The sequence below is a fragment of the Pantoea sp. Mb-10 genome, assembly GCF_021272205.1.
Taxonomy (GTDB): domain Bacteria; phylum Pseudomonadota; class Gammaproteobacteria; order Enterobacterales; family Enterobacteriaceae; genus Pantoea.
Map to the genome: position 1 here is coordinate 176,083 of NZ_JAJSDX010000007.1, position 25,970 is coordinate 202,052.

The window sequence follows — 25,970 nt, forward strand, 5'->3', positions numbered from 1 at the left end:
CACTGTTTTGGTGAAATTATTCGTGCAGCTTAATAGCCGCGCATCTTTATCACATTCACTACTTAATTCACGATAATCTGTAACGCACCTCGCTAAAATGTGATAATTGTCACAGTATTAATCTCTGCTTATACAGCCATCTTTAGCGCGATTCTGTGCTTGTTTGCGCCTAATCCTTTATTTATGTCTTTCTAAATGATTTTTCATGGCATTTTTTGCATAAAGTAACGCATGTTTAATCTAAATGATGCTTTCGTGCGCAAAATTTATGTTTTTTGCTTACATATCAAACGCTTTGTCTTTATTTTTGGCAAAAAATTAACGCTTTTACCCGCCGCTTTTACATGATAAAAGAGAAATAGGTAACATTTTGCTGTTTTATTTTGGCGCAGGCTCACGGCTTCTGATAATTTTCGCCACACCGTAAATTTTTCATCTGTTAGCGACAAATGTGTATGCATTTTGCTTATTGGCTACCAGGTAAATGGATAAGGTAAATAACTCTCGATGAAACACACGGTAGCCAAAGGTTTTACGTGCACTGCACTGGCGCTTTGCGTGCTCGGCAGTTTCTCTGCTGGCTCTGCGGCAGAGGTGCCAGCGGGAACGGTTCTGGCGGCATCACAGCGTATCGTCATCAATAACGGCAGTGAAGTGTCTTCGCTTGATCCTCAGAAAGTGGAAGGCGTGCCGGAGTCGAATGTCATTCGTAATCTTCTTGAAGGCTTGGTTGAGACTGACAACAAGGGTCAGCGCGTACCCGGCGTGGCGAGTTCGTGGCAAAACACCGACGGGCGGGTGTGGACATTTACTTTACGTGACGATGCCCGTTGGAGTAATGGCGATCCGGTAACCGCCCAGGATTTCGTTTACAGCTGGCAGCGCCTGGCCGATCCCAAAACCGCCTCGCCGTATGCGAGTTATTTGCAGGCTGCGCACCTCAGCAATATTGATGCCGTTTTGGCGGGCAAAGCGGCCCCTGATGCGCTAGGCGTAAAAGCGCTGGACGACCGCCATCTGCAGATCACACTCTCTGAACCGGTGCCCTATTTTATTGATATGTTGGCCCACACCTCCTTAAAGCCGGTGTATCGTCGCGCCGTGGAAAAATGGGGCGAACAATGGACCCAGCCGCAGCATTTTGTTGGCAACGGGGCCTACACGCTGAGCGACTGGGTGGTCAACGAAAAAATCGTTCTCAAGCGCAATCCGCATTATTGGGACAATGGGCACACGGTGATCGATGAGGCCGTCATACTGGCGCTGACCTCTGAAAACAGTGACGTAAATCGCTACCGCAGCGGCGGCACCGATATGACGAACAGCGTTGTGCCGCCAGATTTGTTTAAAAAGCTCCAGCAGGATCTGTGTGACCAAGTCAAAGTCAGCCCGCTGCTTTGCACCTTCTACTACGAAATCAACAACAAAAAAGCGCCCTTCAACGATGCGCGCGTGCGTGCGGCGCTAAAAATGAGCCTCGATCGCGACGTCATCGCGAACAAAATCATGGCGCAAGGGCAGATTCCCGCCTACAGCCTGACGCCACCGTTTACCCACGGCATTGTGCCGTCAGCGCCCGACTGGGCGGAACAAACGCAGGCGCAACGCAACACCGCGGCCCGTAAACTGCTGGCGGAGGCGGGATTTGATAGCGAGCATCCGCTGCGTTTCACGCTGCTCTATAACACCTCTGAACAGAATAAGCGTCAGGCGATTGCGGCCGCCTCAATGTGGCAGAAAAATCTGGGCGCCCAAGTGTCGCTGGAAAACCAGGAGTGGAAAACGCTGCTGGAAACGCGACGTCAAGCACAGTATGACGTCGTGCGCGCTACATGGTGCTCGGACTATAACGAACCCTCGACGTTCCTGAATATGCTGCTGAGTAACTCGTCAAGCAACACCGCGTTTTACAAGAGCGAGGCGTTTGACAAGCTTATGCGTGCCACGCTGACTACCTCCGATGAGCAGGAACGTGCCCGCTTATATCAGCAAGCAGAAGCGCAGTTGGATCGCGACTCTGCGATTATTCCGGTCTATTACCGCGTCAGCGTACGCTTAGTAAAACCGTGGGTAGGGGGCTTTACGGGTAAGGATCCACAGGATCTTATCGGATTGAAATATTATTACATAAAGAAACATTGAGTCATGGTGCGTACCGGCGCTACAGTCGGGCGGGCCACGACCATGGTAAACCCTGAAGGGTGATGGGATCTTCGAACAGACAGGCGGAGATCGCCCAAACAGGGTACGCCGGGCAGTCTACTGACCCGGTGACGATAATAAAACTGGAGCGTAATAATGAACAACATCACGAAAAAAAGCCTGATTGCCGCAGGCGTATTGGCAGCAATCGGCGCGCTGGCAGGGAACGCCGCGTTTGCAGCAACGGTACCGGCTGGCGTACAACTCGACGCGAAACAAGAGCTGGTGCGCGGTAACGGCGATGAAGTACAGTCCCTTGATCCCCACAAAATTGAAGGCGTACCGGAAGATAATATTGCCCGCGACCTGTATGAAGGGTTGATCGTCAGCGATGCCAGCGGCAAGCCGGTACCGGGCGTGGCGGAAAGCTGGGAAAACAAAGACTTTAAAGTCTGGACGTTCCACCTGCGTAAAAATGCCAAATGGTCGAACGGTGAGCCGGTGACCGCTCAAGACTTTGTTTACAGCTGGGAGCGTCTTGTCGATCCAAAAACCGCCTCGCCGTACGCCAGCTACCCGCAGTATGGCCACATTGAAAACGTTGATGACATTATTGCCGGCAAAAAGCCCACGTCCGAGCTGGGCGTGAAAGCGCTGGACGATCACACTTTTCAGGTCACCCTGAGTGAACCTGTGCCTTACTTTGATAAGTTGTTGATCAACGCCGTGATGTCGCCGGTCTACAAACCGGCCATTGAGAAATTTGGCGAGCAGTGGACTCAGCCGCAGAACTGGGTCGGAAACGGCGCCTTCAAGCTGGAATCGCACGTCATTAACGAGCGCGTCACGCTGGTGCGTAACCCGGAATATTGGGATAACGAGCATACGGTGCTGAATAAGGTGACGTTCCTGCCCATAAGCTCTGAAGTGAGCGACGTAAACCGTTATTTCTCGCAGAACGGCAGCGATATCACCTACAACAACATGCCAATCGAGCTGTTTAAGAAGCTGCAGCGTGACAACGGCAAAGAGCTGATGGTGAAGCCGTATCTCTGCACTTACTACTACGAAATCAACAACCAGAAAGCGCCGTTTACCGATGTGCGCGTGCGTACGGCGCTGAAGTTGGGCCTGGATCGCGACATCATGGTGAACAAAGTACTGGCGCAAGGTCAGCTACCGGCGTATAGCTATACTCCACCTGCCACCGACGGCATGGAGCTGCTGCCGCCAGACTGGTTCAAATGGGATCAGAACAAGCGCAATGCGGAAGCGAAAAAACTGCTGGCTGAAGCCGGTTACACCGCCGACAAGCCGCTGACGTTCAACTTGCTGTACAACACCTCCGATCTGCACAAGAAGCTGGCGATCGCTGCCGCGTCGATCTGGAAGAAAAACATCGGCGTGAACATCAAGCTGGAAAACCAGGAGTGGAAAACCTTCCTCGATACGCGTCATCAGGGCAATTTTGACGTGTCGCGCGCGGCATGGTGTGCAGACTATAACGAACCGACGTCGTTCCTGAATACGATGCTGACCAACAGCAGCAGTAACACCGCGCACTATAAGAGCGCCGATTTTGATCAAGTGATCAAAGACGCAATCAAAGCGGCGGATGATAAAGCCCGTGCGGCGGACTATAACAAAGCTGAGCAGATCCTGGATAAAGACAGCGCCATCGTGCCGGTTTATTACTACGTGAACGCGCGCCTGGTGAAACCTTACGTTGGCGGTTACACCGGTAATGATCCACTGGATAAAAGCCTCGATAAAAACCTGTATATCATTAAACACTAATAGCACTCAGGCTATCGACAGTGGCGGCGCTGCGGCGCCGCCTTTTTTGACTTTGTGAAGCAACAGCCTGATAGGTACGGCAATGTTAAAATTCATTCTGCGGCGGCTCCTGGAAGCCATCCCAACGCTCTTCATTTTGATCACCATTTCCTTCTTCATGATGCGTCTCGCGCCCGGTAGCCCGTTTACCGGCGAACGTACGCTGGCCCCGGAAGTCATGGCGAACATTGAAGCCAAATACCATTTAAACGATCCGATTGGTAAGCAGTACCTGAGCTATTTGGTGCAGCTGGCGCATGGCGATTTTGGCCCCTCGTTTAAGTACAAAGATTATTCGGTTAATTATCTGGTCGGCCATGCCTTTCCGGTCTCGGCCAAGCTGGGACTGGCGGCATTCTTTTTAGCGGTGGTGCTGGGCGTCACTGCGGGCGTCATCGCTGCCCTGAAACAGAACAGCTTATGGGATTATGCAGTGATGGGGGTGGCCATGACCGGGGTGGTTATTCCCAGCTTTGTGGTGGCTCCGCTGCTGGTGTTGCTCTTCGCCATCACGCTGCGTTGGCTACCCGGTGGCGGCTGGAACGGCGGCCAGTGGAACTACATGCTGCTGCCGATGGTGGCGCTGTCGCTGGCCTACATCGCCAGCATCGCGCGTATCACGCGCGGCTCAATGATTGAAGTGATGCACTCGAACTTTATTCGCACTGCGCGCGCCAAAGGATTACCGCTGCGCCGCATTGTGCTTCGTCATGCGCTCAAGCCCGCCATGCTGCCGGTGCTGTCCTACATGGGCCCGGCTTTCGTGGGCATCATCACCGGCTCTATGGTGATTGAATCCATTTATGGGCTGCCCGGCATCGGCCAACTGTTTGTGAACGGAGCCCTGAACCGTGACTATTCACTGGTCATGAGCCTCACCATTCTGGTGGGAGTACTCACCATTTTGTTCAATGCGATTGTTGATGTGCTGTATGCCGTTATCGATCCGAAAATCCGTTACTGATTGTGGAGCTCGCCCATGATGTTAAGTAAGAAAAACAGCGACGCTCTGGAAGCCTTCAGCGAAAAACTGGAAGTCGAAGGGCGCAGCCTGTGGCAGGATGCGCGCCGTCGCTTCATTCACAACCGCGCTGCGCTTATCAGCCTGCTGGTGCTGCTGCTGATCACCCTGTTTGTGTTATTTGCGCCGATGCTGGCGCAGTTCAAGTATGACGATACCGATTGGGCAATGATGTCCGCACCGCCGGATACCACCTCAGGCCACTGGTTCGGCACCGACTCCTCGGGACGCGATCTGCTGGTACGCGTGGCGATTGGGGGGCGTATTTCACTCATGGTTGGCGTTGCATCCGCACTCATTGCGGTGCTCTTGGGCACGCTTTACGGTTCACTGGCCGGCTATCTGGGCGGAAAAGTGGACTCGGTGATGATGCGCATCCTGGAGATCCTCAACTCGTTCCCGTTCATGTTCTTTGTGATTTTGCTGGTGACGTTTTTTGGGCGCAATATTCTGCTGATTTTCGTGGCCATCGGCATGGTGTCATGGCTGGATATGGCGCGTATTGTGCGTGGGCAGACGCTGGGACTCAAACGAAAAGAGTTCATTGAAGCGGCGCAGGTTGGCGGCGTGTCGACGCGCAACATCGTGCTGCGTCACATCGTCCCTAACGTGTTAGGGGTGGTGGTGGTGTACGCCTCACTGCTCGTGCCCAGCATGATCCTGTTTGAATCCTTCCTGAGCTTCCTCGGATTAGGAACCCAAGAGCCGCTGAGTAGCTGGGGCGCGCTGTTGAGCGATGGGGCAAATTCGATGGAAGTGTCACCGTGGCTGCTGATGTTCCCGGCAGGCTTCCTGGTGGTGACGCTGTTCTGTTTCAACTTTATCGGCGATGGCCTGCGTGACGCCCTCGACCCGAAAGACCGTTAAGGAGTTTCCCGATGACGATTCACGAATTTCAGCCTCACGCGGCTGCACCTGCGGGAAACAGCAACCTGCTTTTAGATGTCAAAGATTTGCGCGTCACGTTTAGCACCCACGACGGCGATGTCACGGCGGTTAACGATCTCAACTTCTCGCTGCATACCGGTCAAACCTTGGGGATTGTGGGCGAATCCGGTTCAGGTAAATCGCAGACCGCGTTTGCGCTGATGGGGCTGCTGGCCAAAAACGGGCGTATTGGCGGCTCGGCAAAATTCAACGGACAGGAGATCCTTAATCTGCCCGAGAATAAGCTCAACAAACTGCGTGCCGAGCAGATAGCCATGATTTTCCAGGACCCGATGACGTCGCTTAATCCCTATATGCGGGTGGGCGAACAGCTGATGGAAGTGCTTAAGCTGCACAAGGGCATGAACAGCGCGCAGGCATTTGAAGAGTCGGTGCGCATGCTGGATGCGGTGAAAATGCCAGAGGCGCGTAAGCGCATGAAGATGTTTCCCCATGAATTTTCTGGCGGTATGCGCCAGCGCGTAATGATCGCGATGGCGCTGCTGTGTCGGCCCAAGCTGTTGATTGCGGACGAACCGACTACCGCGCTGGATGTGACGGTACAGGCGCAGATCATGACGCTGCTGAACGAGCTCAAGCGCGAGTTCAACACCGCGATCATCATGATTACACACGATCTGGGCGTGGTTGCCGGTATCTGTGACAAAGTCCTGGTGATGTACGCCGGGCGCACCATGGAGTATGGCGGCGCGCGCGATGTGTTTTACCAGCCTGCGCATCCGTACTCCATCGGCTTGCTGAATGCCGTGCCGCGCCTGGATGCGGAAGGCGAATCGCTGACCACCATTCCTGGCAATCCGCCCAACCTGCTGCGGCTGCCACAGGGCTGTCCGTTCCAGCCGCGCTGCGCCTATGCCATGGATATTTGTGCAAAATCACCGCCGCTGGAGCCGTTTGCGGAAGGCCGCCTGCGCGCCTGCTTTAAGCCGGTGGAGGAACTCGTATGAGCACCGTAATTGAAGAGAAAAAAGTGCTGTTAGAGATTGCCGATCTCAAAGTGCATTTTGATATCAAAGACGGCAAACAGTGGTTTTGGCAGCCACCCAAAACCTTGAAAGCCGTGGACGGCGTAAGCCTGCGTCTCTATGAGGGCGAAACGCTCGGGGTGGTAGGCGAATCCGGGTGCGGTAAATCGACGCTGGCGCGCGCCATCATTGGCTTAGTAAAAGCCACCGAAGGCCGTGTCGCCTGGCTGGGACGCGACCTGTTAGGGCAAAGCGCGGAAGAGTGGCGCAAAGCGCGCAGCGACATTCAGATGATCTTTCAAGATCCGCTGGCCTCGCTGAACCCGCGCATGACCATTGGTGACATCATTGCCGAGCCGCTGCGCACCTACTATCCCAAAATGCCGCAGGGGGACGTCAAAGAGAAGGTGAAAGCCATGATGATGAAGGTCGGCTTACTGCCCAACCTCATCAACCGCTACCCGCACGAATTCTCGGGTGGCCAGTGCCAGCGTATTGGCATCGCGCGTGCGCTGATCCTTGAACCCAAGCTGATTATCTGTGATGAACCGGTCTCCGCGCTGGATGTCTCAATCCAGGCGCAGGTGGTAAACCTGCTACAAAAACTGCAGCGTGAAATGGGGCTGTCACTGATCTTTATCGCGCACGACTTGGCGGTGGTGAAGCATATCTCCGATCGCGTGCTGGTGATGTACCTTGGGCACGCCGTGGAGTTGGGCACCTACGATGCGGTGTATAACAACCCGCAGCATCCTTATACTCGCGCGCTGATGTCGGCCGTGCCGATTCCCGATCCGGATCTGGAAAAAAACAAACAGATTCAACTGTTGGAAGGGGAGTTACCGTCGCCGATCAACCCGCCGTCGGGCTGTGTATTCCGCACGCGCTGTCCGATTGCGGGGCCAGAGTGTGCCAAAACGCGCCCTCTGCTGGAGGGCAGCTTCCGCCACGCGGTTTCCTGCCTGAAGGTGGATCCGCTCTAAGCGCAAAATGACAACGCCGGGCAGAGGCCCGGCGTTTTTTTTCGCGTAGTGGTAGTGGTTTATTCACGCCACAGAATATGGCACAGCTTGTGGTCTTTCTCACGACACAGCAGCACGCGCGCGAACACATCGGTAATCGGTTCGCCATCAGCTTCACCTAAGCCAATTACCACTTCTGCAAAAAAGTCTGGGTTGATATCAAAGTCGACGTGTTCATTCCAGTCTTCTGAAGGATCGAACAGCTCTGCACCGCCGCGCTCTTCAAACTGTAAATTGAACAGAATGATGTCCGCCGGATCGAGATTATCCCCTGCCAGCTCAAGAAAAATATCGTAAGCCTGCTCCAGCGTTTCATCTTCTGTTAGGCGATTATTTAAATCCATGACGTTTCCCGTGTGCCTTGAGGCGCTAATATTTCCGCTCGTTTTACAGTAAAGGGCTAAAGAAGTAAAACAGTCGTTCGACGATGCGCTGCCACCAGGCACGTTTAGACCAGCGCGTTCCATCCAGCAGGCGCGAACGGGCGATATAGTCATCCTGTACCGTGGCCAGGTCACTGCCAAATCCATCATCGTCAACCACCAGCGTGATTTCAAAGTTGAGCCACAGACTGCGCATATCAAGGTTTACCGTGCCCACTAAACTGAGCTGACCGTCCACCAGCACGCTTTTCGTGTGAAGCAGGCCATCCTCGAACTGATAAATTTTCACGCCGGCCTCAAGCAGTTCGGTGAAAAATGCCCGACTGGCCCAGCGCACCAGGAGCGAGTCATTGTGGCGCGGCACGATAATACTGACTTCAACGCCGCGCAGCGCGGCGGTGCAGATAGCATGCAGAAGATCATCACTGGGTACGAAGTAGGGCGTGGTCATGATGAGCTGATGCCGCGCGGAGTAAACGGCGGTGAGCAACGCCTGATGGATCATATCTTCCGGGAAACCGGGGCCCGAGGCGATCACTTGAATGGTATGACCGCTCTCTTGCTCAAACGGCATGATGTTGGCGTCTGGCGCGGGCGGTAGTATCCGTTTTCCGGTTTCAATCTCCCAGTCGCAGGCGTAAACGATCCCCATGGTGGTGGCGACCGGTCCCTCCATGCGCGCCATCAAATCGACCCATTGCCCCACGCCCGCATCTTGTTTGAAGAAACGGGGATCCACCAGGTTCATGCTGCCGGTATAGGCGATGTAATTGTCAATCAGCACCACTTTGCGGTGCTGACGCAAATCCATGCGCCGCAGGAAAACGCGCAGCAGACTCACCTGCAGCGCTTCTACCACATCGATACCGGCATTGCGCATCATCGTGGGCCACTGGCTGCGAAAGAAGGTAACGCTGCCTGCCGAGTCAAGCATCAGGCGACAGTGCACACCGCGTCGCGAAGCGGCCATGAGTGACTCGGCAACGTCGTCTGCCAGGCCGCCTGGCTGCCAGATGTAAAACACCATCTCGATATTATGGCGAGCCAGCTGAATGTCGCGGATCAGCGCGTGCATGACATCGTCGGTGCTGGTCAGGAGCTGAAGCTGATTGCCTTTGACCCCCGCGATGCCCTGACGGTGCCGACAGAGGTCGAACAGCGAGCGGGCCACGTCGCTGTGTTCTGTGGCAAAAATGTGGCGACACTGGCGGAGTTCGCTCAGCCATTTCGCGGTGGAAGGCCACATGGTGCGGGCGCGCTCAGCGCGCCGTTTGCCGAGGTGCAGCTCCCCGAAAGAGAGATACGCGATGATGCCCACCAGCGGCAGAATATAGATGATCAGCAGCCAAGCCATGGCAGAGGTCACTGCGCGCCGTTTCATCAGGATACGCAGCGTCACGCCCGCAATCAGCAACCAGTAGCCGAAGAGCAGCAACCAGCTGATAAGCGTATAAAATGTGGTCATTCAGTGGACATCCTGTTCGCGCTTAGATGTGCGAAGTTTACGTGCTGGCGCAGGGTAGGGAAACCTTTTATCCCGCATCGCGCTTCGATGACGCTTTTCGATTGGGGATTTGCTAACAGATCTTTATAATGCCAGCCGAGTTTAGCCTGTTCAGGAGAGAGTGATGAGACGAAGCCGAAATGAAGTGGCGCGCTGGAGAATGTTACGTCAGGTGCACCGCCGGCGATCGCGCTGGTTAGAGGGGCAATCTCGACGATATAAGCGTATCCATGCCATTCGTCACCAAGTCGCGCAGCATCATCGTCGCTCAATTCTCTTTATTACGCAGAACCTGTAGCGCCGGGCAATCAATGGGGGCTGCGGAGCATCAGCACGATGTTGATGGTCTGCAGCGCGGCGGCCAGCACGATGAGCATAACCACGTGCTGGCGGCGAGCGCGCCAACCTTGCTGCCGCCATAGCCAAACTGCTCGGCCAATCAGCGCCAGCGCGGCGATCAGCAAGCAGAGCGACAGCCACATATCAAAATACGCGCTTGAACGGTTTTACCGAGACTTTCTCGTACACGCCAGCGGCGATGTAAGGGTCGTCATTGGCCCACGACTGGGCGGTCTCCAGTGACGTAAATTCCGCGATAATCACCGAACCGGTAAATCCCGCCGGGCCAGGATCGTTGCTGTCAACAGCCGGCAGTGGGCCTGCAGCAATCAAACGACCTTCGTCCTGCAGCAGTTGCAGACGGGCAAGATGCGCCGGGCGCACAGAATTGCGTTTTTCCAGAGAATCTGCGGTATCTTCCGCGTAGATAACATACAGCACGATGGGGGCACTCCCGTTTGACTTGCCGAAATTGCGGAACACGTTAAGGGATCGCCAATCAGAGTGCAAACGAAAGATAAGCGCGTATGAAGAAAGCGCAACTGCGGTTAAAGCGCCGCGTTAGCGGCCATTGCATCGTCAGTTGAAACTGATTGCTATTTGCATTTAAAATCGCGGCTTCACTCAATGAAAATGACTGATATGACGACGTTGACCACGCCATTTCCTGCTCGAACGCCTGTTTCAATGCTGCTTTCCGTCGCGCTTCACGGCGCGGTGATTGCAGGCATACTGTACGCTTCGTTTCATCAGACCATTGAGGTGCCTAACGCGTCGCAGCCTATTACGGTAACGATGGTTGCACCGGAGGTTCAGCCAGCGCCTGCGCCCGTTGCGCCCGCGCCGCAGCCAGAGCCGCAACCGCAGCCCGAACCCGAACCGCAGGTCACGCCTGAACCGCCTAAAGCGGAGCCGGTTCCTATACCTAAACCGGAACCCAAGCCGAAACCTAAACCCAAGCCCAAGCCCGAAAAGAAAGCGGAGCCAAAGCCACATAAAACGGTAAAGCCGCAGCCGCAGGCTAATCCGTTTAAACAGGATACGCCTGCACCGCAGTCGCGTCCTGCGACGGCGCCGAAAGCAACCCCGTCGCCAACGCCGACCCCAGCGGTATCAGAAGGGCCAAAAGCCATCGCGGTAAGTAAACCGGCTTATCCAGCGCGGGCGATGGCGCTGCGCATTGAAGGCAAGGTGCGGGTTAAGTTTGACGTTGACAGCGAAGGGCGCGTAGACAACATCGAGGTGCTCTCTGCTACGCCGCCGAATATGTTTGAGCGTGAGGTTAAAAGTGCCATGAAAAAGTGGCGCTATCAGTCGGGGCATCCGGGCAGCGGATTGACCATGAATATTGTTTTCCGCCTGAATGGCGGGGCGAATATCGAATAAGTTGACGTTAAAAAGCGGCCGATGGCCGCTTTTTTGCGAGATCTTAATGGGAAAGGTTGGCTTTACCGGCCGGTAAGGAACGTGATTTACCGGTATGGTCCACCGCGACATACACAAATACCGCCTCGGTGGCGCAATAGGTTTGTCCGATAGGCTCAGATGACACTTTCTTGATCCACACTTGCACATTAATGGTCATTGAGCTGTTACCGGTTTTCAGGCAGTGCGCATGGCAGCTCACCACATCTCCCACTGCCACCGGTTTCAGGAACGTCATGCCATCCACGCGCACGGTTACAACGCGTCCCTCGGCGATCTCCTTCGCCATAATCGCGCCGCCCATGTCCATTTGTGACATCAACCAGCCGCCAAAAATATCACCGTTGGCATTGGTATCGGCTGGCATCGCCAGCGTGCGTAAAACCATTTCGCCTTGCGGCAGCTTGTGTTTTTCGTCCATCGCTCAATTCTTTTGCAGGTGAGAAGAAACCCGAACGCGTCGGGCCGAAGCCTTATTTTTGTTCTTGCGGCGGCATGTTCCGCCAGATGTAAACGCCGCTGACCAGCGTAAACAGCAGCGTCAGACCGGTGAGACCAAACACTTTGAAGTTAACCCAGACATCCTGCGGCATCCAAAACGCCACGTAGATGTTCGCCAGGCCACAGACGAAAAAGAAGGCTGCCCACGCCACGTTAAGGCGACGCCACACGTGAGACGGCAACTGTAACTCTTTACCGAGCATGGTCTGGATCAGCGGCTGTTTCATAAACCATTGGCTGTAGAGCAGCGCCACTGCAAACAGCGAGTAGATCACCGTGACTTTCCACTTAATGAACTCTGCATTGCGTAACGCCCAAGTGAGCGTGCCAAACACGGCAACCAGCACAAAAGTGAAAATGGTCATTTTTTCTAACTTACGATACAGCAGCCAGCTCGCGATCAGCGCCAGACCTGTCGCTACTACCAGTGCACCGGAAGCAACATAGATGTCGTAAAGCTTGTAAAAAATGAAGAAAACCACCAAGGGAAGAAAATCAAGTAACTGCTTCATAGCATTTCCAGTCGGGACAGGAGCATTCAGTAAAGGCGCCCGGTTGAGCGCCTTAGCGATTAACGTACCAGCATATAGAGCCGGTACAAATAGATAATGAGCAGCGCGGAGATCAAATTCCCTACCGCGTTCATCACGACCGAGGCGATGTTGGCTGGCAGCACCGTGATGCTTGAAATCAGGAACAACAACGCGATTTTCGCCAGCAGCCATAGCACGATTGCTGGCGCAATCAGCTTCACGTTCTTCCACGCCAGCCCCATGCTGGCGCGCATTGCGCCAATCACGCCTTTTTTCTCACTTACCAGCATCACCGGCGCCAGCGACAGCAGAATCGCGAGGATCACGCCAGGCACCATCAGCACCATAAAGCCCAGCTGGACCAACAGCGTAATGAGGAACGTTTGCAGCAGCAGTTTCGGCAGCAGCGGGGCGGAAGCACCGATAGCGCGCAGCGCGCTGACGCGTTGACCGCTGGAGACCAAGGGGATCAGGCTGAGCATTCCACCCAGCAATAGCGTGTTGCCGATGAGCGCCGCCAGCGTGCCCGCCGCCGAGGCGCGTAACAGGACGCGCTGTTGTTCCGGCGTCATGCTCTGCACCAAATCAAACAGGGACGTCGCGCTATCGTCTGTCTGGCCAAGCAGCGAGAGCTGCTCCTGACCCGGCGTTAAGGCATGACCGACAATCACCGTGATGAATGATGTCAGAAGCGCCATCAGCACAAGGGTAACGAGCTGGTGGCGGAAGAAATTTCCTGTGTCACGGTATAACGAACTTGCCGTGATAGACATGTACTCTCCTTGAAGAAACCGGGTGAATTAACCCGGCGATTGTACATGGTCTACGGGCGAGCTGGCACCTGAAAAGCCATAACTTTCTGTCATCTCAGGTAAAGAAGGCGTAAAAAGCGGCGGCAGACCGTGACGGGCGCGGGCGCGGTCACAGGCATCGTTCGGCACGCCTTGCTCACCGGACATGGCAAACTCTCGGCACGGTGATGGGCGCTGGTCATAGACTCCGCACGAGACGCAGCCGCCGATTTCGCCCTGTAGCGCGACACAGCGTGGCTGACGGTCATTGGTCCCGCGCATGTTGCGCATCAGCAGGCTAAGCGGCTCGGTGAGATCCACCGGCACGCTGCCGCCCGCATCCTCGGCTTCGGCCCAGTAAAAAGAGACGCGAAAATGGGCGCAGCAGGCGCCACAGGTCATACAAGGGTTGGTTAATTCGCTCATCTGATTGCCTGCCACTCCTGGGGCATTGAACCAAAATCACCATCGGGAAAAGAAAAATAATCACGCCGTGTGATTTGCGCAAGGGAATTTTTAACGGCGCGGAGATAAGCAAAATTGATCTGTGTCAATGCATTGTTTTTTAAGGAGTTAATTTTATATTTGCCGCGTGATCTTTGCCAGTGAATGGCGTAAAACCTTTGCCGCAAACACCCTGCCACCTGAATGTTGCCAAAGGAGTAAGAATGAAACTGGGAAAAGCGGCGCTGTTGTTGGCCCTGACCATTCCGCAAGGGGTACTGGCCCACCAAGCGGGGGATGTTTTTATGCGTGCCGGCAGCGCCACGGTGCGCCCGACCGAAGGGTCTGACAATGTGCTGGGGATGGGCGGTTTTTCCGTGAGCAACGACACGCAACTCGGCCTGACGTTGACCTGGATGGCCACGGACAATGTGGGGGTCGAGTTGCTGGCGGCCACGCCGTTTCGGCACAAAGTGGGCCTTGGTCCTACCGGGAATTTGGCCACGGTACGTCAGCTACCGCCAACGCTGATGGCGCAATACTACTTTTTTGACAGCAACAGCGCGGTGCGTCCTTATGTGGGGGTCGGCCTTAACTACACCACATTTTATGATGCAACGTTTAATCAAACCGGCAAAGACGCGGGTTTAAGCGATTTGAGCGTAAAGGATTCCTGGGGAGCGGCGGGGCAGGTTGGATTAGATTATCAAATCAACCGCGACTGGATGCTGAATGCCTCGCTCTGGTACATGGATATCGATACTGACGTGAAATTCAAGGCGGGCGGTGAGCCGCAGACGATTCATACGCGCATTGACCCATGGGTGTTCTTCTTTGGCGTGGGCTATCGTTTCTGATGGCCACGCTCGTATCGGGGGCGCTGGGCCGCCCGATACGAGGCGTAACGGAGTTATTTGATTTGCATATTGTTAACAACGGCACGTACGCCCGGCACGCTGCGCGTCACGGCCACGGCGCGGTTAGCCATCTGCGGTGAACTCACGAAGCCGCTGAGCTGGACCTTGCCTTTGAAGGTTTCGACATTGATTTCAGTCGATTTCAACGACTCATCTTTTAATAGCTGTGCTTTAACTTTTGTGGTCACGACGGTGTCATCGATATAACCGCCTGTGCCTTCTTTGGTGGCCGTTGGTGCACATGCGCTCAAGGTTAGCGCCACCATTGCAGCCATTAAAAAACTTGCAACGACTTTGAAAAACTTCATTGGTTATCTCCCTGTCATAGATGATGTTTCACCGCAACGAGACGGTGCAATTAAGTGTGGGCGGTGTCGAGGAAATCAGCAAATGCGCAGAGGAAAAAATCATGAAGCGCGTGGGAATAACGGCCTCAACCATTGATTAAGAGGAGGCCGGGTGAACGTTAGCGCGTGGCGGCTTTGAGGTTGCTGACAAACTGTTTTAATTCACTCAGCAGGGCCGGGGTATCATTTTGATGGCGCTCAATGATGCGCACGATCGCCGAGCCCGAAATCGCGCCCGCCGCACCAGCCTCAATGGCCTCTTTGACTTGGCTGGGTTCCGAAATACCAAATCCTTGCAGCGGAGGCGCCGCATGGTATTCATGCAGTTTCGCGATCAGATGATGCAGCGGCTGACTGGCGCGATTTTCCGCCCCGGTTACGCCCGCGCGTGACAGCAGGTAAGTGTACCCACGCCCGTGAGAAGCGACTTCGCGCAGCAAATCGTCGTCGGCGTTTGGCGGACAAATAAAGATCGGGGCCACGTTATGACGCATAGCGGCCTGGCGGAACGGTGCGGACTCCTCAACCGGAACATCAGCTACCAGCACCGAATCCACGCCCACGGCTGCGCACTGCGCATAGAACGTATCCACACCTCGGCTGAACACTAAATTGGCATACATCAATAAGCCAATGGGCAGCGCCGGATATTTCTGACGCACCGCGGCCAGCATCTCAAAGCATTGCGCCACGGTAGTACCCGCCGCGAACGCACGCAGCGTGGCCCCCTGAATGGTGGGGCCGTCGGCCAGCGGATCGGAGAACGGAATGCCCAGTTCCAGCGCATCGGCGCCGCCTTCAACCAGGGCATCAATAATGCGCAGCGACAGCTCAGGAGAAGGATCGCCTAGCGTGACGAACGGCACAAATGCCCCCTCGTTTTTCTCCGCCAGGCGTGCAAACATCCGGTCGTAACGTTCCATCAGATCTCTCCTTTCGCTGTCAAAATATCGTGTACCGTAAAGATGTCTTTATCACCGCGCCCTGACAGGTTGACTACCAGCAGCTGTTCTTTATCTGGGTTGTCAGCAATCATTTTTAACGCATGCGCTAACGCATGTGATGACTCCAGCGCAGGAATAATTCCCTCTGCACGGCACAGCGCTTTGAAGGCACTGAGGGCTTCATCGTCGGTCACGGAGACATAGTCCGCGCGTCCGATGCTATTAAGATGCGCGTGCTGCGGGCCAACAGACGGGAAATCAAGGCCGGCGGAGATAGAATAAGACTCCTCGATTTGCCCCTCCTCGGTCTGCATCATCGGGGCTTTCATGCCAAAGTAGATACCCACGCGACCGTGCTTGAGCGGCGCGCCGTGCTCACCGGTTTCAATGCCGTGTCCGGCAGGTTCTACGCCGATTAATTTCACGCCGGTGTCGTCAATAAAATCGGCGAACATGCCAATCGCATTCGAGCCGCCGCCTACGCAGGCGAGGATGGCATCCGGCAGTCGCCCCTCTTTTTCCAAAATCTGCGCTTTGGTCTCTTCTCCGATCATGCGCTGGAATTCACGCACAATGGTGGGGAACGGGTGCGGGCCGGCCGCGGTGCCGAGCATATAGTGCGCGGTTTCGTAGCTGCCCGACCAGTCGCGCAGCGCTTCATTACACGCATCTTTGAGCGTGGCGGAGCCGCTGTGCACGGGAATGACTTCTGCGCCCATCAATCGCATGCGGAAAACGTTAGGCGACTGACGCTCAACGTCTTTCGCGCCCATGTAGATGCGGCACTTCATGCCCAGCAGCGCGCACGCCAGCGCTGACGCAACACCATGCTGCCCTGCGCCCGTTTCGGCAATGATTTCATTTTTACCCATGCGGCGGGCGAGCAGCGCCTGACCCAGAACCTGATTGGTCTTATGCGCACCACCGTGCAGCAGATCTTCGCGTTTAAGGTAAAGCCGCGTTTTTGTGCCTTTGGTCAGATTACTGCACAGCGTCAGCGCCGTGGGGCGGCCCGCATAATTCTTCAACAGGTCGGTAAATTCGGCCTGGAAAGTGGGATCGCGCTGGGCCTCCACAAAGGCGCTCTCCAGCTGGCGCAGCGCAGGCATCAAGATTTGTGGCACATACTGGCCGCCAAATTCACCAAAATAGGGATTCAATAACGTTGTCATTTCTGTCTTCCTTATCCTGCCCGCCACAGCATGCGGGCCGGCAAAATTAGTAGGCGCGCAGCGTGCGGAATACCGCCGCGACTTTACTGGCATCTTTGATGCCCGGGGCAGATTCCACCCCTGAATTGAAGTCCAGACCTGCGCAGCCCAGCTGTGCCGCCTGAACGCAGTTGTCCGCGCTCAAGCCACCTGCCAGTAGCACATCATTCAGCGCTTCGCCCTGGAGCAGTGACCAATCAAAATGCTGGCCGCTGCCACCTTTACCGTGGTCAAACACATAGCGATCAACGTGGGGCCAATCGCGGGCGGGCAGCCGATCCGTAATACTCATGGCCTTCCAGATGCGCACGTGAGCGGGTAAGGCAGCGCGCAACTGGGCCACAAACGCCCGATCTTCGTCACCGTGGAGCTGCACTGCAGCAAGCGAGAGTGAGGCGGCTAACGTGACAATGTCACCTATAGGCTGATCGCGAAAGACGCCGACGTATTTCAACGGCGCGCCAGCGGCAACCACTTGCGCCTGTGCGTGCGAAAGCTTGCGCGGCGAGCCGTCGGCAAAAATCAGTCCGCCGTAGCATGCACCTGCGTCATAGGCGGCGCGGGCATCTTCCGGGCGCGTAAGGCCACACACTTTATTATCGCCTAATAGCACCCGGCGTACGCCGGCGTCCAGATCCGCCTCTTCCATAAGCGCAGAGCCGATGAGGAAACCGTTGGCGAAGTGGCTGAGCTCACGCACTTGGGCGTAATTATTAATGCCGGATTCACTGATGACCGTCACCCCAGAACCCAACTGAGGCGCTAACTGGCGAGTGCGGTTAAGGTCGATTGACAAATCACGCAGGTCGCGGTTATTGATGCCAACCACTTTCGCCTCAAGGGCAATCGCGCGCGCCAGTTCTTCTTCGTTGCTCACTTCAGTCAGTACGCCCATTTTTAAGCTGTGCGCGACGGCGGCAAGCTGGCGATACTGATTGTCATCCAGCACCGACAGCATCAACAGAATGGCATCGGCTTGGTAATGGCGGGCAAGGTAAATTTGATAAGGGTCGATGATGAAGTCTTTGCACAACACCGGCTGTGTAATCGCTGCGCTGACAACCGGGAGAAACGCGAAATCGCCCTGAAAGTACTTTTCATCCGTGAGCACGGATACTGCCGCAGCGTATTCCCGGTAGATACCCGCGATGGTGGCGGGATCGAAATCTTCGCGAATTAATCCTTTAGAAGGCGAGGCCTTTTTACACTCAAGGATGAATACGGTCCGCGCACCACGCAGCGCATCGTAAAAGTGACGTGCCGCAGGCTGCAGCGCGTTTTGGAAGCTTGCTAAAGGCTGCTGCGCTTGTCGCGCCTCAACCCAGATCGCTTTATCTTGTACAATTTTCTCTAAAACGGTGCCCTTGATACTCATCTCATCCTCTCGTTGCCAGAGCCACAACGCGCTCATACGCCTGGCCACTGCGAATGGCTTCCATTGCGCGCTGGGCGTTGTCACGTAAATCTTCATTTCCGAATACTTTCAGCAACATTGCGACGTTGACCGCAACGGCCTGCTCGTGCGCGGGCTGGCCCTTACCCTGGAGTAAACGCGTGAGAATGTCACGATTTTCTTCCGGCGTGCCGCCGGCGAGCGCCTCTTTATCATGATAACCAAAGCCGAAGTCTTCTGGCGTCAACGAGTAACCGGTGATTTCTCCATCACGCAGTTCGGCCACATGGGTAGGGCTGTGCAGCGCAACCTCATCCATGCCACCGCCGTGTACAACGGCCGCACGCTGGTAGCCCAGCACTTTCAGGGTTTGTGCAATCGGCATAACCAGCTCTGGACTGTACACGCCAATCACCGCCAGCGGCGGGCGAGCCGGGTTAATCAGCGGCCCAAGCACGTTGAAAATCGTGCGGGTTTTTAACTGCTGACGCACCGGCATGGCATGGCGAAATCCTTGGTGATACTGGGGTGCAAACAGAAAGCATACGTTGAGATCGTCCAGCGCGCGTCGAGCGTTATCCGCTGACATGTCTAAATTAATGCCAAAGGCGGCCAGCAGATCGGACGAACCCGACTTACTGGAGACGCTGCGGTTGCCGTGCTTGGCCACTTTTACCCCGCACGTTGCCGCCACAAAAGCGCTGGCGGTGGAGATATTAATACTGTTGCTGCCGTCGCCGCCGGTGCCGACGATATCGGCAAAGGCGTAATCAGGGCGCGGAAAAGCACGCGCATCGGCCAGCAGGGCGCTGGCTGCCCCCGCGATCTCTTCGGGCCGCTCGCCGCGCACTTTCATGGCAATAAGCGCACCCGCGAGCTGCGTCGGCTCAAGCTGGCCTTTAATAATGGCGCTAAACAGCTGGTGGCTTTCAGTCTGGCTCAGCGTTTCCGCCTGAAACACTTTTTCCAAAATGGATTGCATAATGATCTCCCTATGACTTCGCCAGCGCCCAAGCCAAAGTTTGTTCAAGTAAATGAGCACCTTGGGTGGTCAGAATCGATTCGGGGTGGAATTGGAAGCCGCAGACCCGATCTGCGTCATGACGCACTGCCATCACCATGCCGTTGTAGCTGGCGTTGACAATTAATTCCTCGGGCGTGTTGCTCCCAACCAAGGAGTGATAGCGCGCCACAGGCAGCGGATTACTGAGTCCGTTAAACATAGCCTCACCGTCGTGGTGGATAGCGGATGCCTTACCGTGCAGAATTTCGCCCGCCTGACCCACATGACCGCCATAGGCTTCAATAATTGCCTGATGGCCAAGACAGATACCGATAATCGGTAAGCGACCACGCAGCGCCTGAAGCAAAGCCGGCATACAGCCCGCGTCTTTCGGCGCACCGGGGCCAGGTGAGAGCATCAGCACCGGATTGGCGAGCTGCTGGATGCGTTCAATCAGCAGCTCAGCGGGCACGTTATTGCGGTAAATCACCACGTTATGACCAAAAGTACGCAGCTGATCCACCAGGTTGTAAGTGAAGGAATCGATGTTATCCAGCAACAAAATATCGGCCATTAGAAAATCTCCTTGCAATGGTGCGCGGTCGCAATGGCACGCAGCACCGCGCGCGCTTTGTTGCGGCTTTCATCCGCTTCAGCCTGTGGCTGCGAATCCAGTACAACGCCTGCGCCAGCCTGGACGGTGGCTACGCCATCTTGTACCCAAGCCGAGCGGATCACGATACAGGTATCCAAATCACCTTGTGCTGTGAAGTAACCTACCGCACCGCCGTAGCTGCCGCGCCGCGTGCCCTCTTTTTCGGCAATCAGCTGCATCGCGCGGACTTTTGGCGCGCCGCTCAAGGTCCCCATGTTCATACAGGCACGGTAGGCGTGCAGCACGTCGAGATCGTTACGCAGCGTTCCCACCACGCGCGACACCAAGTGCATCACAAACGAATAGCGATCGACCTTGGTGAGGTCGGCGACATAACGGCTGCCGGGCACGCAGATACGCGCCAAGTCATTACGCGCCAGGTCCACCAGCATCAAGTGCTCGGCCAGCTCTTTATGGTCAGTGCGCATTTCCAGTTCGATACGGCTATCCAGATCGCGGTCTAACGAGCCATCGGCATGGCGACCGCGCGGGCGGGTACCCGCAATCGGGTAGATCTCAATTTGGCGTGTAAGCGCGTCATATTTCAGCGAGCTTTCTGGAGAGGCGCCGAACAGCGCGAAATCCTGGTCCTGCATGTAAAACATGTAAGGGCTTGGGTTGCTGCGCTTCAGGGTGTCGTAAGCCGCCAGCGGTGAAGGGCAGGGAAGTGAAAAGCGGCGTGAAGGCACCACCTGGAAAATTTCACCGATGCGAATCGCCTCCTGCAGATCGCGTACCACCTTGCAGTAATCTTCATCACTCTGGCTGACGCTCAGGGTCATCTGTTCAACGGGTTGTACCGGCAGCGCGGGAGCTGCCTGAGCCAGCTGACCGCGAAGTTGTTCAATCCGGCTCTGCAGACGCTGAAACTCGTGGGTTGATGGAGTAAACAAGCTGGCCTGCAGACGTGCGCTGCGTGACTGGTGATCGATCACCAGTAAGGTTTCTGCTAAGTAGAAGCAGTAGTCCGGGCAGCGCTGGTCATGGCGAAGCGCAGGCAGATCTTCAAAGCCAGCCACCAGGTCATACGCGAACAAGCCGCCAATAAACATCGCCTCACGCTCTTCTGCCGGACTATTGACCAGCTGCGGGATCAGGCGCAGTGCGTCAAACACGGACAGCGCCTTGAGCCTGACGTCTTCGTCGAGCAGGCCTTGCGGCTGAGGAAAATGGAGCTCACGGCCATCTGGTCGCGCTTCGATACGCACCTCGGATGGCAGAGCCTCATCCAGCAGCGGTAGCAGGGCGCGACCATTTTCAGACAGCGCCTGCAGCGTCACCGTGTGGCCCAGCGCGCTGATCCGCAGCGCGCTGTCGACGATCAGAAGGCTTTTGAGATTCTCTTTACTGTCGATATCTGCCGATTCGAGCAGCAGGGTTGCTGGGCGCGCGCCGCAAATTTGATGAAACACTGCGGCCGGATCTTCGCGGTAAGGCGCTTCACCGGTAATCAACTTCAATGTGGGTTTCGCATTAGCCATGTCGGAGTCTCTGAATTTTGCTCATAAAAAAGCCCGCTTAGTGGCGGGCTCAGGTATCTGCACAGCATTTACGCAAGATGTGCAAGACGATATTGCCCGTTGAGGGAAACGTCGCGCCACCAAAGAGTTGAATGCGTATTGTTGAGGGCCATGATTGACAACCTGTTACGTGTGAACTTGTGTACTAGTTAACTGGTTCGCGCAAAAAAAGTCAATACCCTTTTTCAGTCAGGGGCAAAATCGCTATCATGCCTGCCGGTTTGTGCAGTTGCTGGAGCAATCTTGTCTGAAATAGCGCGTTTTCCACTCTACGATTTACACAGTCATACGCAGGCGTCAGACGGCGTATTAAGTCCCACTGCGCTCGTACAGCGTGCGGCAGCAATGCAAGTGGGTGTCTTGGCCATTACCGATCACGACACCGTGGGCGGGGTGGAGGAAGCACAGCGCGCCGCCCACGGCTTGCCGCTTCGCGTACTGGCGGGAGTGGAAGCCTCGACGTTGTGGGAAAACCATGAAATACACATCGTGGGGCTCGATCTCGACTGCCAACATCCCGCGCTGAACCACTTTCTGGCGCAGCAGCATCAGTGTCGCATGACGCGCGCGCAGGCGATTGCTGAGCGGCTTGACCGTGCGCGCATTCCCAACGCGCTGGCGGGAGCAGAGCGGCTGGCACAAGGCGGGGTGATTACCCGCGGCCATTTTGCCCGCTATCTGGTTGAGATCGGTAAAGCAGACAATATGGCGAACGTGTTTAAGCATTATCTGGCGCGTGGCAAAACAGGCTATGTGCCGCCGCAATGGTGTACAATTAAACAAGCCATTGATGCTATTCATCATTCTGGTGGCGTTGCTGTCCTCGCGCATCCGGGCCGCTATGGCCTGTCGGCAAAATGGCTCAAGCGATTGATCGCCCACTTTGCCGAAGCGGGCGGTGATGCGATTGAAGTTGCGCAGTGCCAGCAGCCGCCAAACGAGCGAACGCAACTGGCCGGCTATGCGCGCGACAATGGCCTTGCCGGTTCGCAGGGATCGGATTTTCACCAACCCTGTCCGTGGATAGAGTTAGGCCGCAAACTGTGGCTGCCGGGTGGCGTTGAGCCCGTATGGGAACGCTTTCCCCAGCTTGCGCCGCTGGCTTCCGCTTGACAGGTTACATGAGGTTTTTATGAGTCAACTTTTTCACATCCATCCAGAAAATCCCCAGCCGCGTCTGGTGAACCAAGCGGTCGAGTATTTGAATAAAGGTGGCGTCATTGTCTATCCCACCGATTCAGGCTACGCACTCGGGTGCCGGCTGGAAGAAAAAAACGCCATGGAGCGCATCTGCCGCATTCGCCAGCTGGACGGAAACCACAACTTTACGCTGATGTGCCGTGATTTATCGGAACTCTCGACCTATTCGCAGGTTGATAACAGCGCCTTCCGCCTGCTGAAAAATAATACGCCAGGTAACTACACGTTTATTCTTAAAGCGACCAAAGAAGTCCCGCGCCGTTTAATGAATGAAAAGCGTAAAACCATCGGCCTACGCGTACCTTCAAACCCGGTTGCGCTGGCACTCCTGGAGCGTTTGAATGAGCCAATGATGTCCACGTCGTTGATGCTGCCGGGCAATGACTTCACCGAGTCCGATCCCGAAGAGATTCAGCACAGCATTGGTAAGCTGGTGGATCTGATCATCGATGGCGGCACGCTGGGACAGCAGCCGACAACAGTAATCGATCTCACCAGCGATGCGCCTCAGGTTATCCGTGAAGGCGTAGGCGATACGCGTCCCTTTTTATAATCAGGATGGGTTAGACGTGCTCGCTGACGTCTGACCCAGATTCTGCTGCAGCCAGTTTTTGAAATCGCCGTAGGGAATATAAAGCGACACATCTTTTAAGATGACCTTTTTGCTCCGTACGTTTGCGATTTCATGACTGTAACCCACGATAACGCCCGCCAGCGTTTGGTCGCTATTATAAACCGCACCTCCCGACATGCCCTGTACGACCCCGGCATTAGACGCCATTGCCATACACGGTTTTTTATTCCATCGATTGGTGATAGCGGTGCGGGCTAAATTAACGCCGCTTGATTCAACAGGCATGGCGGAAATAAAACTGTAGCCATACATTTTTATTGGATCACCCACTTTTCCGGTACGGAATTTTGCCAATGTCTCTGGGCTGTTTTTGTGGTAAATAATCGCGACATCGCAATAAGGGTGATAAGCCTTAACGCGCTGTACGGAGGTTTTAGCCACGTGCGCAGCGGTTAAGCTGTACTCTGGCGTAAGAGGAATGGTGGTTCCAAGGACGCCCAATCCCAGCACGGTCGGAATGCCCGTCACGCTCATATCAACGTGTTCAAGCGCCGTCCGGCTGTATTCGGTGTGTCCCACGGAACAACCGCTTAATGCCAGCGCCGTAAGGGCAGGCCAAAGCAGGGAAGTTCTCATGATTAGGTTCTTCAATGTGGCATGTCGTTAAAATCCCTGGTGAAGACTTCGTGACATGCTAATTAACGCATTCCATACCGTATTGACGCTGCAGGTCCTGCGCGCGTCGCTTTTTTATTTTCAAGTCGACATAAAGCGACTTGATGGATTTCTTTATAAGTTAAGCAAATGTGAATTTAAGGAGAAAGCCATTATTAAATGTTGGCTTTGCTCTACAGGTTAAATTTTACACGCTAATTCCATCAGAACAATTTATATAAACGCACGAAGTCTAAATACTCGCAAAACCCGCCACTTAATGCAACCTGTTGGTTTTTTGTTCTTTCATTAAGCCAGTTAGGTAGTGAGTTAGTCTGGTTTTTTGTCTTTTGGTGGTTGCTATCTCTTTATTAAAAAAAGCTTAAGGAAGTAAAATCTGGCCTAATGCCATAAGTAAATTATTTCATTCACCGAAACCTGAATAGTTATCCAGTGATAATGGATTAAATATGCGTTCAAATGAGGAAGCAAAAAAAAGCAAAAATAAGTGATGAAAATTTCAGGGTTTTATTTTTTTCGAGGGCCGTGCTAGAAGCAAAAATAAATTAGCGTGCTAAATGCATCGCGGCTTGCGCGAGCAAAGCGTAAAACAGCGGGGCACTATTATCGGCATCTAAGGAAAAGGTATTAACTCATCCCGCAGTAGTGTAAAATCGCGGGCCGTCTATGAACCCACTGCGTCATACGGCGGCAACAGATTCTGATACGGGAATTGGTAATCCCCGTATCGTACCTCTTCTTACCACGACGCCTGGGAAGGCGACAACGAGGTTGCTCCATGAGCGAAAAATTACAGAAAGTTTTAGCGCGCGCCGGTCACGGCTCGCGCCGTGAAATCGAAACGATGATTTCAGCCGGACGCGTTAGCGTGGATGGCAAAGTGGCGACGCTGGGCGATCGCATCGAGAATGACAAATCCCTGAAAATCCGCATTGACGGTCACTTGGTTTCCATTGCCGAATCCACCACCGAGGTGTGTCGCGTGCTGGCCTACTACAAACCTGAAGGTGAGCTCTGCACACGAAATGATCCCGAAGGGCGTCCTACCGTCTTCGATCGCCTACCGCGCCTGCGCGGTTCACGCTGGATTGCCGTTGGTCGTCTGGACGTTAACACCTGCGGCTTAATGCTTTTTACCACAGACGGTGAGCTGGCAAATCGCCTTATGCATCCCAGCCGTGAAGTTGAGCGTGAATACGCTGTTCGCGTGTTTGGTGAAGTCAATGATGAAAAGGTGCGTCAGCTGAGCAAGGGCGTACAGCTCGAGGATGGTCCTGCGGCATTTAAAACCATCAAGTTTGCTGGCGGGGAAGGCATCAACCAGTGGTACAACGTCACGCTCACTGAAGGGCGTAACCGTGAGGTGCGTCGCCTTTGGGAAGCGGTAGGCGTTCAGGTGAGCCGTTTGATGCGCGTACGTTATGGTGATATTCAATTACCCAAAGGCTTGCCGCGCGGCGGTTGGATGGAGATGGAGTTGCCGGCAGTTAACTATTTGCGCAAGCTGGTGGAACTGCCGGAAGAGACAGTGACCAAAGTCGCGCTGGAAAAAGATCGCCGTCGCACCAAAGCGAACCAGATCCGCCGTGCCGTTAAGCGTCACAGTGCCGTTAGCGCATCGCCACGTCGCAGCAGTAACAAACGCGGCGCATAGGCGTCAGTCTGATGCCGGATACG

At 54.9% G+C, this 25,970-nt stretch carries 26 protein-coding genes and 1 pseudogene; 12 read left to right on the forward strand and 15 right to left on the reverse strand.

From position 1 onward, the window contains the following. The first annotated feature begins 507 nt into the window (after positions 1–507). From LU196_RS15765 to oppF, 6 genes are all read left to right on the forward strand, one after another. A complete protein-coding gene (locus LU196_RS15765; protein ID WP_232759918.1) occupies positions 508–2,142 on the forward strand; it encodes an ABC transporter substrate-binding protein in 1,635 nt (544 codons plus the stop codon). Between the two features lie 156 nt (positions 2,143–2,298). Continuing rightward, on the forward strand, positions 2,299–3,939 hold the full coding sequence (gene oppA / locus LU196_RS15770) for an oligopeptide ABC transporter substrate-binding protein OppA (protein WP_232759919.1): 1,641 nt from the start codon (positions 2,299–2,301) through the stop codon (positions 3,937–3,939). 82 nt (positions 3,940–4,021) lie between these two features. Continuing rightward, a complete protein-coding gene (gene oppB / locus LU196_RS15775; RefSeq protein ID WP_232759920.1) occupies positions 4,022–4,942 on the forward strand; it encodes an oligopeptide ABC transporter permease OppB in 921 nt (306 codons plus the stop codon). Positions 4,943–4,957: 15 nt separating this feature from the next. Then, complete coding sequence (gene oppC / locus LU196_RS15780) at positions 4,958–5,866, forward strand: oligopeptide ABC transporter permease OppC (RefSeq protein ID WP_232759921.1); 909 nt, start codon at positions 4,958–4,960, stop codon at positions 5,864–5,866. Between the two features lie 11 nt (positions 5,867–5,877). Then, the gene (locus LU196_RS15785; protein ID WP_232759922.1) at positions 5,878–6,894 is read left to right on the forward strand and encodes an ABC transporter ATP-binding protein; all 1,017 of its coding nucleotides are present in this window, start codon (positions 5,878–5,880) and stop codon (positions 6,892–6,894) included. Further along, complete coding sequence (oppF, locus tag LU196_RS15790; protein WP_232759923.1) at positions 6,891–7,895, forward strand: murein tripeptide/oligopeptide ABC transporter ATP binding protein OppF; 1,005 nt, start codon at positions 6,891–6,893, stop codon at positions 7,893–7,895. The genes LU196_RS15785 and oppF overlap by 4 nt, the downstream gene beginning before the upstream one ends. A 59-nt stretch (positions 7,896–7,954) precedes the next feature. On the opposite strand, the gene LU196_RS15795 is transcribed toward oppF, so the two are convergent. Next, positions 7,955–8,278, reverse strand: a complete 324-nt coding sequence (locus LU196_RS15795; protein ID WP_232759924.1) for an HI1450 family dsDNA-mimic protein — start codon at positions 8,276–8,278, stop codon at positions 7,955–7,957. A gap of 43 nt (positions 8,279–8,321) precedes the next feature. Then, positions 8,322–9,782: a cardiolipin synthase gene (gene cls, locus LU196_RS15800; protein WP_232759925.1), complete on the reverse strand. Its 1,461-nt coding sequence runs from the start codon at positions 9,780–9,782 to the stop codon at positions 8,322–8,324. Positions 9,783–9,945: 163 nt separating this feature from the next. Between cls and LU196_RS15805 the strand changes: the two genes are divergently transcribed. Continuing rightward, entirely contained in the window at positions 9,946–10,119 is a 174-nt protein-coding gene (locus tag LU196_RS15805; protein ID WP_232759926.1) for a YciY family protein, read from the forward strand. 10 nt (positions 10,120–10,129) lie between these two features. On the opposite strand, the gene LU196_RS15810 is transcribed toward LU196_RS15805, so the two are convergent. After that, the gene (locus tag LU196_RS15810) at positions 10,130–10,303 is read right to left on the reverse strand and encodes a hypothetical protein (protein WP_232759927.1); all 174 of its coding nucleotides are present in this window, start codon (positions 10,301–10,303) and stop codon (positions 10,130–10,132) included. Between the two features lies 1 nt (position 10,304). Then, a complete protein-coding gene (locus tag LU196_RS15815; protein ID WP_232759928.1) occupies positions 10,305–10,601 on the reverse strand; it encodes a YciI family protein in 297 nt (98 codons plus the stop codon). Positions 10,602–10,802: 201 nt separating this feature from the next. On the opposite strand from LU196_RS15815, the gene tonB reads away from it, so the two are divergent. Further along, entirely contained in the window at positions 10,803–11,546 is a 744-nt protein-coding gene (gene tonB / locus LU196_RS15820) for a TonB system transport protein TonB (RefSeq protein ID WP_232760092.1), read from the forward strand. Positions 11,547–11,589: 43 nt separating this feature from the next. Here tonB and yciA read toward each other — a convergent pair whose 3' ends face one another. From yciA to LU196_RS15840, 4 genes are read right to left on the reverse strand one after another with little or no spacing between them, the layout of a single operon-like run. Then, positions 11,590–12,006, reverse strand: coding sequence for an acyl-CoA thioester hydrolase YciA (gene yciA, locus LU196_RS15825; RefSeq protein WP_232759929.1), 417 nt, complete (start codon positions 12,004–12,006; stop codon positions 11,590–11,592). Between the two features lie 52 nt (positions 12,007–12,058). Beyond that, a complete protein-coding gene (locus LU196_RS15830; RefSeq protein ID WP_232759930.1) occupies positions 12,059–12,598 on the reverse strand; it encodes a septation protein A in 540 nt (179 codons plus the stop codon). A gap of 59 nt (positions 12,599–12,657) precedes the next feature. Then, complete coding sequence (locus tag LU196_RS15835) at positions 12,658–13,392, reverse strand: YciC family protein (RefSeq protein ID WP_232759931.1); 735 nt, start codon at positions 13,390–13,392, stop codon at positions 12,658–12,660. Between the two features lie 27 nt (positions 13,393–13,419). Next, positions 13,420–13,836: a YkgJ family cysteine cluster protein gene (locus LU196_RS15840; protein WP_232759932.1), complete on the reverse strand. Its 417-nt coding sequence runs from the start codon at positions 13,834–13,836 to the stop codon at positions 13,420–13,422. Positions 13,837–14,078: 242 nt separating this feature from the next. Between LU196_RS15840 and ompW the strand changes: the two genes are divergently transcribed. Continuing rightward, positions 14,079–14,711: an outer membrane protein OmpW gene (ompW, locus tag LU196_RS15845; RefSeq protein WP_232759933.1), complete on the forward strand. Its 633-nt coding sequence runs from the start codon at positions 14,079–14,081 to the stop codon at positions 14,709–14,711. Between the two features lie 53 nt (positions 14,712–14,764). Here ompW and LU196_RS15850 read toward each other — a convergent pair whose 3' ends face one another. The 6 genes and pseudogenes from LU196_RS15850 to LU196_RS15875 all read right to left on the reverse strand — a co-directional run bounded on the left by LU196_RS15850 (position 14,765) and on the right by LU196_RS15875 (position 21,805). After that, a complete protein-coding gene (locus LU196_RS15850) occupies positions 14,765–15,079 on the reverse strand; it encodes a BON domain-containing protein (RefSeq protein ID WP_232759934.1) in 315 nt (104 codons plus the stop codon). Positions 15,080–15,237: 158 nt separating this feature from the next. Beyond that, positions 15,238–16,041, reverse strand: a complete 804-nt coding sequence (gene trpA / locus LU196_RS15855) for a tryptophan synthase subunit alpha (RefSeq protein ID WP_232759935.1) — start codon at positions 16,039–16,041, stop codon at positions 15,238–15,240. After that, positions 16,041–17,234 carry a tryptophan synthase subunit beta gene (gene trpB / locus LU196_RS15860; RefSeq protein WP_232759936.1) on the reverse strand — a complete coding sequence of 398 codons (1,194 nt, stop codon included), beginning with the start codon at positions 17,232–17,234 and terminating at the stop codon, positions 16,041–16,043. The genes trpA and trpB overlap by 1 nt, the downstream gene beginning before the upstream one ends. A gap of 46 nt (positions 17,235–17,280) precedes the next feature. Next, positions 17,281–18,648: a bifunctional indole-3-glycerol-phosphate synthase TrpC/phosphoribosylanthranilate isomerase TrpF gene (gene trpCF, locus LU196_RS15865; RefSeq protein ID WP_232759937.1), complete on the reverse strand. Its 1,368-nt coding sequence runs from the start codon at positions 18,646–18,648 to the stop codon at positions 17,281–17,283. Position 18,649: 1 nt separating this feature from the next. Beyond that, positions 18,650–20,243: pseudogene (gene trpD / locus LU196_RS15870) on the reverse strand (bifunctional anthranilate synthase glutamate amidotransferase component TrpG/anthranilate phosphoribosyltransferase TrpD). Further along, positions 20,243–21,805, reverse strand: coding sequence for an anthranilate synthase component 1 (locus LU196_RS15875; RefSeq protein ID WP_232759938.1), 1,563 nt, complete (start codon positions 21,803–21,805; stop codon positions 20,243–20,245). Before LU196_RS15875 ends, trpD begins: the two are co-directional and overlap by 1 nt. 282 nt (positions 21,806–22,087) lie before the next feature. Here LU196_RS15875 and rnm point away from each other — a divergent pair, with 282 nt between their 5' ends. Together rnm and LU196_RS15885 are read left to right on the forward strand one after the other, a co-directional pair. Continuing rightward, on the forward strand, positions 22,088–22,957 hold the full coding sequence (gene rnm / locus LU196_RS15880) for an RNase RNM (protein ID WP_232759939.1): 870 nt from the start codon (positions 22,088–22,090) through the stop codon (positions 22,955–22,957). Positions 22,958–22,976: 19 nt separating this feature from the next. Beyond that, a complete protein-coding gene (locus LU196_RS15885) occupies positions 22,977–23,597 on the forward strand; it encodes an L-threonylcarbamoyladenylate synthase (RefSeq protein ID WP_232759940.1) in 621 nt (206 codons plus the stop codon). Here LU196_RS15885 and LU196_RS15890 read toward each other — a convergent pair whose 3' ends face one another. After that, entirely contained in the window at positions 23,598–24,254 is a 657-nt protein-coding gene (locus LU196_RS15890) for a serine protease (protein ID WP_232759941.1), read from the reverse strand. An 817-nt stretch (positions 24,255–25,071) separates the two neighbouring features. On the opposite strand from LU196_RS15890, the gene rluB reads away from it, so the two are divergent. Next, positions 25,072–25,947, forward strand: coding sequence for a 23S rRNA pseudouridine(2605) synthase RluB (gene rluB / locus LU196_RS15895; RefSeq protein WP_232759942.1), 876 nt, complete (start codon positions 25,072–25,074; stop codon positions 25,945–25,947). Positions 25,948–25,970 lie beyond the last annotated feature (23 nt).

What these genes read in the sequence shown, in the direction of transcription:
- LU196_RS15765 (WP_232759918.1), top strand. Translation starts at nt 508, where the DNA reads ATGAAACACACGGTAGCCAAAGGTTTTACGTGCACTGCACTGGCGCTT.
- oppA (WP_232759919.1), top strand. Translation starts at nt 2,299, where the DNA reads ATGAACAACATCACGAAAAAAAGCCTGATTGCCGCAGGCGTATTGGCA.
- oppB (WP_232759920.1), top strand. Translation starts at nt 4,022, where the DNA reads ATGTTAAAATTCATTCTGCGGCGGCTCCTGGAAGCCATCCCAACGCTC.
- oppC (WP_232759921.1), top strand. Translation starts at nt 4,958, where the DNA reads ATGATGTTAAGTAAGAAAAACAGCGACGCTCTGGAAGCCTTCAGCGAA.
- LU196_RS15785 (WP_232759922.1), top strand. Translation starts at nt 5,878, where the DNA reads ATGACGATTCACGAATTTCAGCCTCACGCGGCTGCACCTGCGGGAAAC.
- oppF (WP_232759923.1), top strand. Translation starts at nt 6,891, where the DNA reads ATGAGCACCGTAATTGAAGAGAAAAAAGTGCTGTTAGAGATTGCCGAT.
- LU196_RS15795 (WP_232759924.1), bottom strand. Translation starts at nt 8,278, where the DNA reads ATGGATTTAAATAATCGCCTAACAGAAGATGAAACGCTGGAGCAGGCT.
- cls (WP_232759925.1), bottom strand. Translation starts at nt 9,782, where the DNA reads ATGACCACATTTTATACGCTTATCAGCTGGTTGCTGCTCTTCGGCTAC.
- LU196_RS15805 (WP_232759926.1), top strand. Translation starts at nt 9,946, where the DNA reads ATGAGACGAAGCCGAAATGAAGTGGCGCGCTGGAGAATGTTACGTCAG.
- LU196_RS15810 (WP_232759927.1), bottom strand. Translation starts at nt 10,303, where the DNA reads ATGTGGCTGTCGCTCTGCTTGCTGATCGCCGCGCTGGCGCTGATTGGC.
- tonB (WP_232760092.1), top strand. Translation starts at nt 10,803, where the DNA reads ATGACGACGTTGACCACGCCATTTCCTGCTCGAACGCCTGTTTCAATG.
- yciA (WP_232759929.1), bottom strand. Translation starts at nt 12,006, where the DNA reads ATGGACGAAAAACACAAGCTGCCGCAAGGCGAAATGGTTTTACGCACG.
- LU196_RS15830 (WP_232759930.1), bottom strand. Translation starts at nt 12,598, where the DNA reads ATGAAGCAGTTACTTGATTTTCTTCCCTTGGTGGTTTTCTTCATTTTT.
- LU196_RS15835 (WP_232759931.1), bottom strand. Translation starts at nt 13,392, where the DNA reads ATGTCTATCACGGCAAGTTCGTTATACCGTGACACAGGAAATTTCTTC.
- LU196_RS15840 (WP_232759932.1), bottom strand. Translation starts at nt 13,836, where the DNA reads ATGAGCGAATTAACCAACCCTTGTATGACCTGTGGCGCCTGCTGCGCC.
- ompW (WP_232759933.1), top strand. Translation starts at nt 14,079, where the DNA reads ATGAAACTGGGAAAAGCGGCGCTGTTGTTGGCCCTGACCATTCCGCAA.
- LU196_RS15850 (WP_232759934.1), bottom strand. Translation starts at nt 15,079, where the DNA reads ATGAAGTTTTTCAAAGTCGTTGCAAGTTTTTTAATGGCTGCAATGGTG.
- trpA (WP_232759935.1), bottom strand. Translation starts at nt 16,041, where the DNA reads ATGGAACGTTACGACCGGATGTTTGCACGCCTGGCGGAGAAAAACGAG.
- trpB (WP_232759936.1), bottom strand. Translation starts at nt 17,234, where the DNA reads ATGACAACGTTATTGAATCCCTATTTTGGTGAATTTGGCGGCCAGTAT.
- trpCF (WP_232759937.1), bottom strand. Translation starts at nt 18,648, where the DNA reads ATGAGTATCAAGGGCACCGTTTTAGAGAAAATTGTACAAGATAAAGCG.
- LU196_RS15875 (WP_232759938.1), bottom strand. Translation starts at nt 21,805, where the DNA reads ATGGCTAATGCGAAACCCACATTGAAGTTGATTACCGGTGAAGCGCCT.
- LU196_RS15885 (WP_232759940.1), top strand. Translation starts at nt 22,977, where the DNA reads ATGAGTCAACTTTTTCACATCCATCCAGAAAATCCCCAGCCGCGTCTG.
- LU196_RS15890 (WP_232759941.1), bottom strand. Translation starts at nt 24,254, where the DNA reads ATGAGAACTTCCCTGCTTTGGCCTGCCCTTACGGCGCTGGCATTAAGC.
- rluB (WP_232759942.1), top strand. Translation starts at nt 25,072, where the DNA reads ATGAGCGAAAAATTACAGAAAGTTTTAGCGCGCGCCGGTCACGGCTCG.